Below are 15,048 nucleotides of genomic sequence, written 5' to 3' on the forward strand. Positions count from 1 at the left end.
CACCAGCGTGTCGATCAGCGTCTTGTCGCCGACCTTGGCGCTGCCGACCGTCTCCACGCCCTCAACCCCGGCAGCCAAGGCTTCACCGAACAGTTGCGCGTCGAGCGTCTCCTTGCCGGACAGCGTCTCCGCCAGCCCCATAAAGAAGCTGCCGTACAGCGGTCCCATCGAACCGCCGATGCCTTCGAGCAGGGTCATCGCCAGCGCATCCAGCCCTTCGGCCAGGCCCGGCAATTCCGGTTTGGCGCGCAGCGCGTCGCCACAGATCGTGAAGCCTTTGCTCATGTTGATGCCGTGGTCGCCGTCACCGATCAGCCCGTCGATTTCGGAGAGATAGGCGCGGTTCTCGTTGATCGTGTCGACAAGGTCGAGGACGATCTGGCCGGCCTGCTTCAGTGCGAGTGTCTGTGTCATTTGTGTGTGTCTCCCGTTACTTCCTGGTGATGCCGATCGAGGCGCACGGGGTCTTCATGAAGCCTTCGAGCTGATCGTCGAGCTTCAGCACGGAGAGCGTGACGCCCATCATCTCCAGCGAAGTGAAGAAATTGCCGACCAGCGGCACGGCGACGGTGATGCCGGCTTCGCCGAGGTACTTCGCCACGCTGGCGTAGAGGATGTACTGCTCCATGACCGGGGTGGCGCCGAGACCGGAGATCAGCACGGCGACGCGGTCGCCCTGGGCGAACGGCAGGTCGGGGAGGACGGTGTCGACCATGATCCTGGCCATCTGGTCGGCCGGGACGATGTCGGTGACGTTGGTTCCCGGTTCGCCGTGGTGGCCGATGCCGACTTCCATCTTGCCGTCGGCGATGTGGAAGTTGGCGTGGCCGACCGCCGGGATGATGCAGGAGGTCAGGCCGATGCCGATGCTGCGGGTGTTGTCGATGGTCTTCTGGGCCACCGCGATGACGTCGTCGAGCGAGCCGCCCTGGGCGGCACAGGCGCTGGCGGTCTTCCACATCAGGATTTCACCGGCGACGCCGCGACGCTTGGCTTCGTCGCCCTTCGGAGCGGACGGTACGTCGTCGTTGGCGACGACGGTCTTGACCGGGATGCCGGCGCGTTCGGCCATCTTGATGGCCATCTTGACGTTCATGTTGTCGCCGGCGTAGTTGCCGTACAGGCAGGCGACGCCCTGGCCGCCGTCGGCGGCCTTCATGGCGTCGAAGAAGCTCTTGGCGGTGGGCGAGGAGAAGATCTCGCCGACGGCGACGGCGTCGACCAGGTTTTCGCCGACGTAGCCGAGGAAGGCCGGTTCATGGCCCGAGCCGCCGCCGGTGACGATGCCGACCTTGCCGGCAACCGGCGCGCAGGCGCGCTTGATCACGCGGGGGTTGTCGGCGGCCGCGGCCAGTTCGGGGTGGGCGGCAAGAATGCCCACGAGCATGTCTTCGACGACGAGATCCGGATTGTTGATGATGCGGTTCATACGCACTCCAATGACAATGTGGGTTGATTTCAGGCGTTGGCCAGATGCTGTTTGACGAAGGCCAGCGAGCTGCGGACGATGGTTTCGATTTCGGTCAGCGGCACCGGCTCATCGCGCCGCCGGGGCTGGGCGTTGGCCATGCGGTGCAGGCGCAGCGGTAGTTCCACGGCGAGGTTGATGTCGGTCTTGGCCAGGGCCTGCACGATGCGGGCGCAGCCGACTTCGCCTTCGCCGAGCGGGGTGAAGAAGTAGCCTTCCGGGGTGACCTTGGCGTCCTTGATATGCACGTGGCCGCAGTAGGGCATGGCGAGCAGCGCGTCATCCGCGGGAATCACGCCGCCGGGCTGGCCGGGGGGGCGGTGCGAGATGGTGTTGGCGGCATCGTAATTGAGCCGCAGGTTGGGGTAGCCGAGCTTGTCGAGCAGGGCGATGCCGTCGGCGGCGGTGTTGATCAGGTTGTCGCTGCCATCGCCGGGGTTTTCCAGGCCGATGACGAGACCCAGTTGTTCGGCGTGGCGGACGAGCGGTTCGATGTTGCGGAAGAAGCGGTCGCTCCAGGCACGGGCGGCGGCGTTGGTGTTGATCACCTTGGCACCGAGCGCGGCGGCGAAGTCCATGCGCCCCTTGAAGACGTCGACGGCGTCCTCGCGGCCGAGGTCGATGTGCGAGGAGAAAGCGTAGCAGCCCACGCCGCTGGCTTCCAGCCAGGAAACGTACTGGCGGGCCTGGGCGGGGGTAAAGGCGGATTCGTCGAACGCCCCCGTGTAGCCGACGATGAACGCCGGTTCCACGTGCGTGACGCCGCAGGACGCCAGACTTTCCAGAATCTGCGGAAAAGCGTAGCCGTCGTACGGAGCGCCCGAAAAGGAAATGATGCGTTCGGCCATGTCAGTGGATCAGCATGCCGCCGTTGACGATTGCTACGCGGTTTGCAAATAACATTTTCCGAGTCCTTTTTCGTTGAATGAATGAAAGTGTTGCTGGTTGAGCTGAAAGCGGTGGGCTGTGATGAAAAAATTTGCACGCAAAATGGTTTGCGGTGAAAATGCTTCACGAGATGCGGCTTGCCCTCCTGGTTTTTCAACTGTTTTTCTGTGTTCTTGCTTTGTTGGTCGGAGAAAAAAGCTGTCCGAGCCGGTAGTTGTGTCTTGGCTTTTTGTTGTGTTCTGGGTGCAGGCGAAAATAATCCTCGCCTTGGTTAATGAACACAAACGCTGTTTTTTCATTGCCAGGTGAAAATTTTTCATGAGGTGTGTGTCATGCGATCCGACCTTCCGCCGCTGACGGCTCTGGTGGCCTTCGAGACGGTGGCGCGGCGGCTGAGTTTTGCGCGGGCGGCCGAGGAGCTGCATTTGACGCCGTCGGCGGTCAGCCATCAGATCGCCAAGCTCGAACAGTTTCTCGGCTTCCTGTTGTTCGAGCGCACGCCGCGGGGCATCCTGCTCAGCGATGCGGGGGAGAGTTACCTGAAGCGGGTTGCCGGGGCGCTGGGTGCGATCGGCGATGCGACCAACGATATCCGCAAGGGTGCGCGCAACACGCTGCACGTGCATTCGAGTACCAGCATTGCCAGTCTGTGGCTGATGCCGCGCCTCGCCGGTTTCGTGCATGCCTATCCCGAAATTTCCCTGTCGCTGTCGGCCTCGCCGGTGCATTCCGATTTCGCCCTCGGCCAGGTCGACGTGGACATTCGCTACGGCATTTCGGAGTGGCCGAATCTCGTCGTCGAGCCGATCTTCGAGGAGCACATCCTGCCGTTGGCCAGCCCCGATCTGCTGGCCCGGTAGCCGGTCCATGTGCCGTCGGACCTGCTCAAGCGCCCGCTGATCCAATCCACGGTCAACCTCGTCCAGTGGCCGGCCTGGTTCGCCAGCCGCAATCTGATCGGCATGCCGGAGCGTTTTGCCTTCCGCTTCGACCGGGCGTCGATGTCGCTTGAAGCGGCCGTGCAGGGGTTGGGCATCGCCCTGGAAAGCGACCGGCTGGCGTCGCAGCACATCGAAGCCGGCCGCTTGCGACCGGTGTTTCATCCGGCGTGGTCGCTGGCCATCAAGGCGCATTTCATGGTTTATCCGGAGCGGCATGCGCGGCGCGTCGAGGTCGCGCGCTTCGTCGCCTGGATTAAGGAACAGGTGGGGGGGGCAGAATCCGTGGTGTAGCTCCCTGAGCAAGTTGCGCGAAAGCGCGTCTTCGATTACCGTTCCGGCTGATCGTTAGTTGGTTTGAGAGGGGACCTGGTCCCCTTTTTTTCGGCAGTACCCCGTTTCCCGTTCCTCTTTCTCCCGGGGTACGCAGCAACCGTTCGGGAGGTGCCGTCGATCATGAACAGGCGTCCATTGCGCATCGGCCTTTCGGCCCGGATCTATCACCCGCAGGCGGGAGCCAAGGGGATCCAGTCCAAGTCGTTGCAGTACCTGGAGCAGTCGGTGGCCCATTGGGTCATGTCGCGCAACGTGATGGTGTTCATGATCCCGTCGGTCAGCGGCGACGGGATCGTGCATCGCAGCAGCATCCGCCTCAGCGACTATCCGGAGTATCTGGACGGCCTGGTTCTCCAGGGGGGCGCCGATATCAGTCCGCAGTGCTATGGCGAGGAGCCGCTGCATCCGGACTGGGCCGGCGACCGGGTGCGTGACGCGTACGAGATGGAACTCCTGCACGAGTTCATGGAGTCGGGCAAGGCGGTCCTTGGAATATGCCGCGGCGTGCAGTTGATCAACGTGGCGCTTGGCGGCACGCTGCACCAGGACATCGCGACGCAAGTACCCGGCGCGGCGGCGCACGTTCATGACGATTACGACAACTACTCGCACGCGATCACTTGGGACGACAAGTCGGGCTTGGCCAAGCTCTACCCGGGCCTCTCCAGTGGGAGCGTGGTGTCGATTCATCACCAGGCGATCAAGACGCTGGGGAAGGGCCTGCGGGTCGAGGCGGCAAGCGCGGAAGACGGCATCGTCGAGGCCGTCCGTCTGGAGGGAAAGAACTACGTTTTAGGCGTGCAGTGGCATCCGGAGTTCCATCCGCCGGGCGCCTCCGACCTGCTCGATTGCACGCCGATCCTGGATGAGTTTCTCGCCGCCGTGCGCGGACGCCGCTGGTGATGCGGCGTCTCGGTGTGCCGCGCGGGTCTTTGCGGAGGCATGGCAGATGATCGAATCGGTGTTTTCTTACTTGCGCGATGCCTGGAACGGGTTGCAGGGCACGCTTTTCTTCCTGCCGCCGTTCCCCGATCGCATCGACACGCTGGCCTTGCTCAGCCTGGTGCTGGTGAGCGGCCTGCTGGTCGCCGAGTGGCTGCGCAGCCACTGGCATTGGCCGCGCGTGCTCGGCTACGTGGTGGCCGGAACGGTTTTTGGCCCGCCGCTGCTCGGCTGGATCAACAAGGAAATCCTGACGCAGATCCGCCCGTTCGCCGATGCGGCGCACGGCCTGTTGCTGCTGGAGGCCGGGCGTCGTCTCGACCTGCGCTGGTTGGCGCACAACCGTGATCTCCTGCGCGGGACGGTGAGCGACATTGCGGTGTCGTTCCTGGCCATCTTCCTGTTTGCCCTGCTGCTGGTCGGTCTCTCGCCGGCCTGGGCGGCGGCCACCGCCGCGGTGACCATGGCGTCGGCGCCGGCGGTGGTGCTGCTGGTGATCGAGGAGTCGCGCGCGCAAGGGCAGGTTACCGAGAGGGTCATGCTTTATTCGTCGCTCAGCGCGGCGGCGTCGTTCGTCGTGTTCATCATCGTCCTCGGCGTCGTGCATGCGTACCAGAGCGGAAGCTGGGCGCACAGCCTGAGTCATCCGCTGTGGGCCGGAGGTGGCGCCTATGTGATCGGCTGGGCGGTCGCGCAGTTGACCTTGCGCATTGCCGGGCTGTTGCCGAAGCGCTCGCTGGCGCAGGTTTTCGTCCTGGTGGCGATGGCTCTGCTGGCGGTCGGCATCGCCCGCATGCTCGCGGTGCCGGTGTTCCTGACCTTGTTCCTGATGGGGGTGTTGCTCTCGCTGCGCGACGAAGCGAAGACACTGAGCTACACCAGTCTGCCGGAAGGGCACTGGATGCTGGCGATCATCCTGTTCGTCGTCGTCGGAGCATCGCTGCCCTGGCGCGAGTTCTCCTGGCTGACCGGGCTGCAGGCGATCGGGCTGTTGCTGGTGCGGGCACTGGCAAAGATGCTCTCGATGGTCCTGGTGGGAACAGAGTTGTCGCTGAACAAACGCGTGCTCACCGGGTTGGGGATCCAGCCGCTCTCCGCGACCGCCGTCTTCATGGCCTTCGAAATTTCCCGGCTCTATCCGGAAATCGGCGGGCCGGCGCTGCTGCTGGCCTTCTTCGCGGCAGCGATCATGGACATACTGGGTCCGGTGTTGTGCCGATACGCCCTCGTGAAATCGGGTGAAACCGAGGTCGAGGAAAAGGTGGGAGGAGGTGCGGCATGAGCGCACGGCTGGAATTCAAATCGAGCGAACCGTTGACGCTCGGCGTCGAACTGGAACTGCAGCTTCTGGCGACCAGGGATTTTGATCTGACGCGTGGCGCGACCGATCTTTTGCGCGTGCTCGAGTTCGACTCCGCGCACGGGGATGTGAAGCTGGAAATCACCGAGAGCATGATCGAGATCAACACGGCAGCGCACGACACGGTCGATGCGATCGCCGAAGACCTCGACGTCATGCGGGAAGCGCTGGTGCGGCAGTGCGCGCGCAACAACGTCGCCGTTTGCGGTGGCGGAACCCACCCTTTTCACTCGTGGCCGGAGCGCCGGATCTCCCCGGGTGACCGCTACAAGGCGAACTATGAACGCTACGGTTATTTGTCCAAGCAGTTCACCGTCTTCGGGCAGCACATCCACATCGGTTGTGCCTCGGCGGATGAAGCGGTCTGGCTGACGCAGGCCTTGGGTCCGTACGTGCCGTTCTTCATCGCCCTGTCGGCTTCATCGCCCTATGTCGATGGCGTCGATACCTTCTTCCAGTCGGCGCGGCTGAATGCCGTCTCGGCCTTCCCGCTCAGCGGACAGTGCCCGGCGCTGAGCGACTGGAATGATTTTCTGGAGCACTACGAATTTCTCCACGAGTGCGGCATCGTCGGCAGCATCAAGGATCTGTACTGGGACGTGCGACCGAAGCCGGAGTACGGCACGGTCGAGATTCGCGTCTGCGATACGCCGTTGAGCATCGTTCGCGCGGCGGCATTGGCGGCGCTGGCGCAATGTCTGGGTCGTTTCCTGCTGCGCGAGCGGCCGCCGTTCGATCCCGTCCGCGCGTTGCTGGTGGCACGCTACAACAAGTTTCAGGCGTGCCGTTACGGCCTCGACGCACAGATCTCTTGCCCTGACCGGCGGCGTCAATTCCCCCTGCGGGAACGGCTTGATGCCCTGCTGGACAGCCTGCGGGAAGAGGCCGAGGCACTGGGGTGCCAGCACTGGCTCGACGTCTTGCGCCAGGCGCTCGTCGCGGGGCCTTCCGATGCCGACTGGTTGCGGGAGCGCCTGGCCGCGCACCGGAACCTGCACGACGTGGTGCACGATTCCGCCGAGCGTTTTCGCGACATCCGTACGCTCGCGTGAGCCTCGCTGCGTACGGCGCCACAGGAGGTGGCGCCAGGGGCGCAATGTTATAATCGCCGCCTTCCTCCGGGCCCCCCGGTCTCCCTTACTTTCCCCTGAATCAACGGCATGGCGCTTTTCACTCTCGGTATCAACCACCGCACGGCGCCCCTCACGGTGCGCGAGCAGGTGGCGTTCCATGCCGAGGAGTTGCGCCGGGCGCTGGGTGAGCTGTCGGGGAGCGGACGGGTGATGGAGGCGGCCATCCTGTCGACCTGCAACCGCACCGAACTTTACTGCCAGGCTGACGATCCGCAGGCGGCGGTGCACTGGCTGGCTGATTATCGCCACTTGCCTTTCGGCGAGATCGAGCCGTACCTCTACACGCATCCGGAGCGGGCGGCGGTCCGCCACGCCTTTCGCGTGGCCAGCGGCCTCGACTCGATGGTGCTCGGTGAACCGCAGATCCTCGGGCAGATGAAGGAAGCGGTGCGCATCGCCCGCGAAGCCGGTTCCCTCGGAACGACGCTGAACAAGCTCTTCCAGCAGTCCTTCTCAGTCGCCAAGGACGTGCGCTCGACCACGGCGATCGGTGCGAACATCGTCTCGATGGCGGCGGCGTCGGTGCATCTGGCCGAACGCATCTTCGGCAACATCGCCGAACAGCGCATCCTGTTCATCGGCGCCGGCGAGATGATCGGCCTGTGCGCCACGCACTTCGCCGCGCAGCGGCCGAAGCAGATCGTCATTGCCAACCGCACGGTCGACAGGGGGCGCGAAATGGCCGCGAAATTCGGCGCCACGGCGATTCGCCTCGAAGACGTGGCCGGACGCCTCGCCGACTTCGACATCGTCGTTTCCTGCACCGCCAGCCAGCTGCCGATTCTCGGGCTGGGGCTGGTCGAACGGGCGATCCGGGCGCGCCGTCACCGGCCGATCTTCATGGTCGACCTGGCCGTGCCGCGCGACGTGGAAGTCGAGGTCGGCCTGCTCGACGATGTGTTCCTCTATACCGTCGATGACCTGGCGCAGATCGTCGAGTCGGGGCTCGAATCGCGGCAGTCGGCAGTCGTCGATGCCGAGGCGATCGTCGACGGGCGCGTCGAGGATTTCCTGCATTGGCTGCAGACCCGGGAAAGCGTGCCGCTGATCCGCTCGCTGCGCGACAACGCCGAGCGGATGCGCCGGCACGAGATGGAGCACGCCCTGAAGCTGCTCGCCCGGGGCGACGACCCGGCCGCCGTGCTGGAACAGTTGTCGCACCGCCTGACCAACAAGTTCCTGCACGCCCCGACGCAGGCGCTGAGCCAGTCGGAGAGCCCGCACGGCGAAATGCCGGCACTGGTGACCCGGCTGTTCAACCTGCACCGCGAACCCCATTGAGCGATTATGAAACAGAGCATTCGTGACAAACTGGAGAGCCTCGTCGGCCGTCTCGACGAACTCGACCGCATCCTGGCCAGCGGTGACGCGACGCGCGACATGGACCAGTTCCGCAAGATGACCCGCGAACATGCCGAACTCGGCCCGGTCGTCGCGTTGTACAAGGACTGGCAGCAGACTGAAGCCGACCTCGCCTCTGCGCAGGAGATGATGGCCGATCCGGAAATGAAGGAACTGGCCGAAGAGGAAATGAAATCGGCGAAGGCGCGCCTGCCGGAAATCGAACTGGAACTGCAGAAGCTGCTGCTGCCGAAGGACGCCAACGACGAGCGCAATATTTTCCTGGAAATCCGCGCCGGCACGGGGGGCGACGAATCCGCGCTGTTTGCCGGCAACCTGTTCCGCATGTACACCCGTTACGCCGAGCGCCGGCGCTGGCAGGTCGAGGTGGTTTCGGCCAACGAATCCGAACTCGGTGGCTACAAGGAAGTCATCGCCCGCATCGCCGGCTCCGGGGTTTACTCGAAGCTCAAGTTCGAATCCGGCGGTCATCGCGTGCAGCGCGTGCCGGAGACCGAATCGCAGGGGCGAGTGCATACCTCGGCGTGCACCGTCGCGGTGATGCCCGAAGCAGACGAGCTGGAAGACGTGCAGATCAACCCGGCGGATATCCGCATCGATACCTTCCGTGCCTCCGGTGCCGGTGGCCAGCACATCAACAAGACCGACTCGGCGGTGCGCATCACCCACATACCGACCGGCATCGTCGTCGAATGTCAGGACGGGCGCTCGCAGCACCAGAACAAGGCGCAGGCGATGGCCGTGCTCGTCGCGCGCATCCGCGATGCGCAGGAACGCGAGCAGCACGCCAAGATCGCCTCGACGCGCAAGAGCCTGATCGGCAGCGGCGACCGCTCCGAGCGCATCCGCACCTACAACTTCCCGCAGGGGCGGGTGACCGATCACCGCATCAACCTGACGCTGTACAAGATCGACGCGATCATGGACGGCGATCTCGAGGAGGTGGTCAACGCGCTGACCACCGAGCATCAGGCCGAACAGCTGGCGGCACTGGCCGACGGGGAATGACCGCGGCGGCGGGGGCAAGCCTTGGCGAGGCGTGGCGGCTGGCATCGCAGCGTATCGATCGGCTCGACGCGCGCTTGTTGCTCGAACATGTCTGCGGCTGTCGCCATGTCGATCTGATTGCCCATCCCGAGCGCCCGCTGAGCGGGGCGCAGGCCGCCGCGTTCGAGGCGCTGGTTGCTCGTCGTGCCAACGGCGAACCGCTGGCCTATCTGGTCGGCTGTGCCTGGTTCGGCGAACTCGAGTTCCGGGTCACGCCGGCGGTGCTGATCCCGCGGCCGGACACCGAGGTGCTCGTCGACGTGGCCGTCGAGCGGGCAGGGGCGTTTGCGGCGCCGCGCATCGTCGATCTGGGTACCGGTTCGGGCATTGTCGCCATTTCACTGGCGAGGCGTTGCCCGCAGGCTCTGGTCACTGCCACCGATGTTTCATCAGCGGCACTCGCCGTGGCGCGTGCCAACGCGGAGCGGCATGGCGTGTCGGTGCGTTTCGTCGAAGGCGACTGGTTCGCGCCGTTCGGCGACGAGTGCTTTGATCTCGTTGTTTCGAATCCGCCGTACGTTGTCGAAGGTGATCCGCATCTGCTACTGAACGGCCTGCCTTTCGAGCCGCGTGGGGCGTTGACCGACGGCGTTGCCGGCGGCAACGGGCTGGCCTGCCTCCGGCGCATTGTCGCGGGGGCACCGGCGCATTTGCGGGCCGGCGGCTGGCTGTTGATGGAACACGGCTACGATCAGGCGGTCGAAGTGCGCGGATTGCTTGTTGCGGCGGGCTTCGTCGATGTTGCTTCGTGGCGTGACGATGCTGGCATCGAGCGGGTCAGCGGCGGGCGCTGGACAGGCGCCTGATGTGTCGTTTATTTCTAGAAAGAGGTTTCGAATGGATGTTCAGAAAGTCATCAAGGAGCAGGTAACGAACAACCCGGTGGTGCTCTACATGAAGGGGACACCGCGTGCGCCGATGTGCGGTTTTTCGGCGACGGCGGTGCAGATCCTGCAGGCGTGCAATTTGCCGTTGTTCTTCAGCGTCAACGTGCTCGAAGAGCCGGAGATCCGCGAGGGCGTTAAGATCTTCTCCGACTGGCCGACGATCCCGCAGTTGTACATCCGCGGCGAATTCATCGGCGGCTGCGACATCATGCGCGAGATGTACCAGAGCGGCGAATTGAAGCAACTGCTCGAAGGCATCGCCGCGCCCGATTGATGGCGAGGGCGGCAGGCCCCGCTTGTGGTCAGTTCTACTCCTGCCAGAATTCCTTGCCTGCCGCGGCCAGTTCCTCGTCGATGAAGCTGCTCATCAGCTTGACCCGGGCGAAGTCGCGCGTGTCGGCGTGGGTGATCAGCCAGTACGCGCGCATCAGCCGGATGTCGTCGGGGAGGATTCGCACCAGCGCCGGCTCGCGCCGCGCCATGTACAGCGGCAGCACGCCGATGCCGGCCCCGCCGGTGATGGCACTCATCTGGCTGATGACGTTCGAGATGTGCAGCGGTGGCGCGATATTGCCGGATACCTGCGGCAGGTAATTGAGTTCCTGCGTCCACATCAGGTCTTCGACGTAGCCGACCCAGCGATGCTTTTCCAGATCGCCACGTGTGCGGATTGGCGGGTGGCTTTCACAGTAAGCCTGCGACGCGTAGAGCGCCAGTTCGTAATCGACCAGCTTGCGCGCGTAGACGCGGCCGTCTGGCGGAGGGGCCATGCCCACGGCCAGGTCGGCCTCGCGTTTGGAGAGGCTGAAGTTGCGCGGATTGGCCACCAGTTCGATTTCCAGTCCGGGATAAGCATCACTGATGTGGGCGATGCGCGGCGCCAGAAAGTAGGTGCCGAAGCCCTCCGGCGTGCCGATCCGGACCTTACCGGTAAGTCCCGCCGATTCGTCTTCGAGGCGCGAGCGCATGCGCAGGGTCAGCGCCTCGACGGCCACCGCGTCGTCGGCCAGCCGGCTGCCTTCCGGGGTGAGGACGAAGCCTTCCTTGCGACGCTCGAACAACGGGACGCCCATCGCGCCCTCCAGCGCGGCGATACGCCGGCTCAGCGTCGAGTGATCGACGCCCATCTGCTGCGCGGCGACGGTCAGCCGTCCGGCGCGGGCGAGGGCGAGGAAGGCCTGCAGGTCGTTCCAGTCAAATTTACTCATGGGTTTTTTTGCACAAGCAATTTGTCCTTTTTCGCATTCCCTTGCGCCAACCCCGTTGTTAGGATGACTCCCACATTGAGACAGACGGCGCCCGGCAGAGGTGGCCGATGTCGATAACAAACAGGGGCCCCGGGAGGGTCCGGTTTGCGAAAAGGAAACGGCGATGGTCCCACACTCGATCGGTCATGACAATTCCGCGATGGTTCTTTCCTCACTTCGGATGCCCTTTGTCGTTCTCGTGACCTGAGCGCCGGCAGGGCATGCCAGAGCGCTGCCCAAGCCTCTCCCCGCATTTTGTTTTGTTCTGAAGCAGAACGCCATTCGTGGCGTTCCATGGGGAGCGTTTTGCCTTTTTTCAGCAACAGCAGTTTCGCAGGTTTCGTTCGTTCCGCATCTTTTCTCTAACAGGAGTCTTTCATGTCGCTGATTCAACAACTCAAGGCACGGGGTGCCGCAGGAAAACCGATTCGTGTCGCCGTCATCGGAGCCGGCAAATTCGGTTCGATGTATCTGTCGCAGGCACCGCGCACGCCGGGCATCCACCTCATCTGCGTCGCCGATCTTTCGCCGACCCGGGCACGGGCGTCGCTGGCACGTGTCGGTTGGGAAGCCTCGCGCTATGAAGCGAAATCGCTGCAGGAAGCCGCCCGTGACGGCACGACGTTCATTACCGACGATGCCGACGCGATGATCGCCAGCGATTTCGTCGATATCGTCATCGACTCGACCGGCAGCCCGGCCGCCGGTATCCACCACGCGCTGCTCTGTTCGGCCAACCGCAAGCACATCATCATGGTCAACGTCGAAGCGGACGTGCTCGCCGGCCCGTTGCTCGCCCGCAAGGCGGCGGAAGCCGGGGTGATCTACTCGATGGCCTCCGGCGACCAGCCGGCGCTGATCGCCGAACTGGTCGACTGGGCTCGGACGATCGGCATGGAAGTGATCTGCGCCGGCAAGGGCACCAAGTACCTGCCGATCTATCACCAATCGACGCCGGAAACTGTGTGGGGACATTACGGATTCTCCGAGGAGCAGGTCGCCGGCGGCGATTTCAATCCCCAGATGTTCAACTCCTTCCTCGACGGTACCAAGTCGGCGCTGGAAATGGCCGCGGTCGCCAATGGCTGCGATCTGACCGCGCCGAGCGACGGCCTCAAGTTCCCGCCGTGCGGCGTCGATGACCTGCCACACATCCTGCGCCCGGTCGCCGACGGCGGCACGCTGCCGCAAAAGGGCATGGTCGAGGTGGTGTCGTCGATCGAACGCGACGGTCGCCCGGTCTATCGCGACCTGCGCTGGGGCGTTTATGCGGTGTTCGAGGCGCCGTCGAACTACGTCCGCGACTGCTTCGCGCAGTACGGCCTGAAGACGGACAGCACCGGCCGCTACGCCGCGATGTACAAGCCCTATCACCTGATCGGCCTGGAACTGGGCATCTCCGTGGCGACCATCGCCCTGCGCGGCGAGGCGACCGGCGCGACCGGCGACTGGCGCGGCGACGTGGCAGCGACGGCCAAGCGGGCGCTCAAGGCCGGGGAGAAACTGGACGGCGAGGGCGGGTTTACGGTGTACGGCAAGCTGATGCAGACGGCCGACTCGCTCCGCCTCGGTGCCTTGCCGATCGGCCTGGCGCACAACATGGTGCTGAAGAACGACGTTCCGGCCGGTAAGCCGGTGTGCTGGAGCGACGTCGATTATGACGCCACCAAGCAGGCGGTCGCCGTTCGTCGCGAGATGGAAGCGATGTTCCGCAAGGAGCTCGGCCTGTAGGAAACCATAACGATCCAGCCCCCGGGCAGGGCGATCCTGTCCGGAGGGAGGGGCTGCGCGCAGTTGTCTTGTTTTCTGTGTTGCACACCCGCGTCACTGGAGGGGGCGCGGCGATTCAGAAGGTTGGTTCACGTTCCATTTAATTCTTTCAGAAAAGGAAACGGTATGAATGCATCTTTCAAGCAGGTGTTGCGTTGCATGGTTCTTCCCGCGTTCGTGCTTGGCGCTTTGGCCGGGCCAGCCGCTGCGGAGATTCGGGACAGGACGTTCAAGTTCTCGCATGTGCAGCCGAAGGACAGCCACTTCGAAGCGGGGGTGCAGCGGTTCGCGGAACTGCTTGCGGAAAAGAGCAACAAAAAGCTGAAGATCAAGAGCTACCCCGCCGGCACGTTGGGGGGCGACATGCAGACGATTTCCGCCTTGCAAGGCGGGACGATCGACATGACCACCCTGCCGCCAGGACTGCTGGTCGGCCTGAGCAAGGAATTTGCGGTGCTCGACATGCCGTTCCTGTTCAACAACTTCGAGGAGGCCGATACTCTGCTGGACGGCCCGATCGGCACCCGTCTGATGGAAAAATCGCCGCCGGGACTGGTCGGCCTGGTGTATTGGGACCACGGCTTCCGCAACCTGTCGAACAGCAAGCGGCCGGTGGCGAAGGTCGAGGATTTCGAGGGGCTGAAAATCCGCGTTTCGCAGTCGCCGATGATCATCGAGTCGATCAAGGGGCTGGGCGCCAACGCCCTGCCGATGGCGTTCACCGAGTTGTATACCGCCCTGGAAACCAAGGCGGTCGACGGCCAGGAAAATCCGACGGCGGTGTTCGAGGTGAACAAGTTCAACGAGGTGCAGAAATATCTCTCGATCACCCGTCACCAATACAACCCGCTGATCGTTCTGGTCAGCAAGAAGGTGTGGGATCAACTGAACCCCGAGGAACAGAAGGTGGTGATGGAGGCGGCCAAGGAAACGCGTCAGTATCAGCGCAAGGTGTCGCGCGATATGGAAGCCAAGTCGCTCGAGTCGCTGAAGAAGAAGGGGACGCTGATCAATGACGTTACGCCGGAGGACTTCGCCAAGATGCGCGAGAAGTCCGTTCCCGTTGCTGAGAAGCTGGCCAAGGAATTCGTTGGCGAAGCGATCAGCAAGGAAGTGTATGACGAGCTTGCCCGCATTCGTGCCGGAAAAATCAATGTAGCCAAGCAGTAACCCGCAGTCTGTCTTTCATGTGAGTGCAGCCCTTGTGCCTCCAGCAATGGAGGCACCTTTTTTGCGGAACTGCCGGTCTTTCCCTTAGTATCGAGGGCTTGTCAAAAAAAACAGAGAGAGGGTCGAATCTTGATCAAGAAGCTGAATGAGTGACTGTTTACGGTTTTGAAGGTGTTTGCCGCCTTCTGTCTGGTGGCGATGATCATCATGGTGTTCGGCAACGTGGTGTTGCGCTACGCCTTCAACAGCGGCATCACCGTCTCGGAAGAGCTGTCCTCGTGGGGCCTGACGTGGATGACCTACACGGCGGGCCTGATCGCCCTGCGCGAGCACGGCCATCTGGGCTTCGATGCCGTGCTCACCAAGTTCCCGCCGCTCGTCCAGCGTGTCCTGCTGACCATCGCCCACGTCCTGATGATCTGGATGATGTGGCTCTTCCTCGACGGCAGCTGGCAACAGACCATCATCAACCTCGGCAACATGGCACCGGCCTCCGGCAT

General features: G+C 63.6%; 15 protein-coding genes and 1 pseudogene. 11 read left to right on the top strand and 5 right to left on the bottom strand.

All coding sequences use genetic code 11. The features are described 5' to 3' along the window. From BO74_RS19280 to BO74_RS19295, 4 genes are all read right to left on the bottom strand, one after another. The coding region (locus BO74_RS19280) for a DAK2 domain-containing protein (protein WP_496444752.1) at positions 1-414 on the bottom strand (414 nt) is incomplete at its 3' end. Positions 415-430: 16 nt separating this feature from the next. After that, positions 431-1,429 (bottom strand): dihydroxyacetone kinase subunit DhaK, encoded by a 999-nt coding sequence (locus BO74_RS19285; RefSeq protein ID WP_496444754.1) that lies wholly within the window; start codon positions 1,427-1,429, stop codon positions 431-433. Positions 1,430-1,458: 29 nt separating this feature from the next. Then, complete coding sequence (locus tag BO74_RS19290) at positions 1,459-2,316, bottom strand: sugar phosphate isomerase/epimerase family protein (protein WP_496444756.1); 858 nt, start codon at positions 2,314-2,316, stop codon at positions 1,459-1,461. 33 nt (positions 2,317-2,349) lie between these two features. Continuing rightward, the gene (locus BO74_RS19295) at positions 2,350-2,676 is read right to left on the bottom strand and encodes a hypothetical protein (RefSeq protein WP_496444758.1); all 327 of its coding nucleotides are present in this window, start codon (positions 2,674-2,676) and stop codon (positions 2,350-2,352) included. Between the two features lie 12 nt (positions 2,677-2,688). Here BO74_RS19295 and BO74_RS19300 point away from each other — a divergent pair. From BO74_RS19300 to grxD, 8 genes and pseudogenes are all read left to right on the top strand, one after another. Then, positions 2,689-3,588 (top strand): annotated as a pseudogene (locus BO74_RS19300) (LysR substrate-binding domain-containing protein). Between the two features lie 162 nt (positions 3,589-3,750). After that, positions 3,751-4,533, top strand: a complete 783-nt coding sequence (locus BO74_RS19305; RefSeq protein WP_496444760.1) for a gamma-glutamyl-gamma-aminobutyrate hydrolase family protein — start codon at positions 3,751-3,753, stop codon at positions 4,531-4,533. A gap of 46 nt (positions 4,534-4,579) precedes the next feature. Then, on the top strand, positions 4,580-5,854 hold the full coding sequence (locus tag BO74_RS19310) for a cation:proton antiporter domain-containing protein (RefSeq protein ID WP_496444762.1): 1,275 nt from the start codon (positions 4,580-4,582) through the stop codon (positions 5,852-5,854). After that, on the top strand, positions 5,851-6,984 hold the full coding sequence (locus BO74_RS19315) for a YbdK family carboxylate-amine ligase (RefSeq protein ID WP_496444764.1): 1,134 nt from the start codon (positions 5,851-5,853) through the stop codon (positions 6,982-6,984). Before BO74_RS19310 ends, BO74_RS19315 begins: the two co-directional genes overlap by 4 nt. 108 nt (positions 6,985-7,092) lie before the next feature. Then, positions 7,093-8,346, top strand: a complete 1,254-nt coding sequence (hemA, locus tag BO74_RS19320) for a glutamyl-tRNA reductase (protein WP_496444766.1) — start codon at positions 7,093-7,095, stop codon at positions 8,344-8,346. 6 nt (positions 8,347-8,352) lie between these two features. Next, the gene (gene prfA / locus BO74_RS19325) at positions 8,353-9,435 is read left to right on the top strand and encodes a peptide chain release factor 1 (RefSeq protein WP_496444768.1); all 1,083 of its coding nucleotides are present in this window, start codon (positions 8,353-8,355) and stop codon (positions 9,433-9,435) included. After that, positions 9,432-10,280: a peptide chain release factor N(5)-glutamine methyltransferase gene (gene prmC, locus BO74_RS19330; RefSeq protein ID WP_496444769.1), complete on the top strand. Its 849-nt coding sequence runs from the start codon at positions 9,432-9,434 to the stop codon at positions 10,278-10,280. Before prfA ends, prmC begins: the two co-directional genes overlap by 4 nt. A 31-nt stretch (positions 10,281-10,311) precedes the next feature. After that, entirely contained in the window at positions 10,312-10,635 is a 324-nt protein-coding gene (grxD, locus tag BO74_RS19335; RefSeq protein WP_496444770.1) for a Grx4 family monothiol glutaredoxin, read from the top strand. A 34-nt stretch (positions 10,636-10,669) separates the two neighbouring features. On the opposite strand, the gene BO74_RS19340 is transcribed toward grxD, so the two are convergent. Further along, positions 10,670-11,569 (bottom strand): LysR family transcriptional regulator, encoded by a 900-nt coding sequence (locus BO74_RS19340; protein ID WP_496444771.1) that lies wholly within the window; start codon positions 11,567-11,569, stop codon positions 10,670-10,672. Positions 11,570-11,986: 417 nt separating this feature from the next. Here BO74_RS19340 and BO74_RS19345 point away from each other — a divergent pair, with 417 nt between their 5' ends. The 3 genes from BO74_RS19345 to BO74_RS19355 form a co-directional block, all read left to right on the top strand. Then, on the top strand, positions 11,987-13,339 hold the full coding sequence (locus tag BO74_RS19345) for an NAD(P)H-dependent oxidoreductase (RefSeq protein ID WP_496444772.1): 1,353 nt from the start codon (positions 11,987-11,989) through the stop codon (positions 13,337-13,339). A 165-nt stretch (positions 13,340-13,504) separates the two neighbouring features. Further along, on the top strand, positions 13,505-14,548 hold the full coding sequence (locus tag BO74_RS19350) for a TRAP transporter substrate-binding protein (RefSeq protein ID WP_496444773.1): 1,044 nt from the start codon (positions 13,505-13,507) through the stop codon (positions 14,546-14,548). 171 nt (positions 14,549-14,719) lie between these two features. Continuing rightward, a partial coding sequence (locus tag BO74_RS19355; RefSeq protein WP_496444774.1) for a TRAP transporter small permease occupies positions 14,720-15,048 on the top strand: 329 nt, incomplete at its 3' end.

Source organism: Propionivibrio pelophilus DSM 12018 (assembly GCF_059569095.1).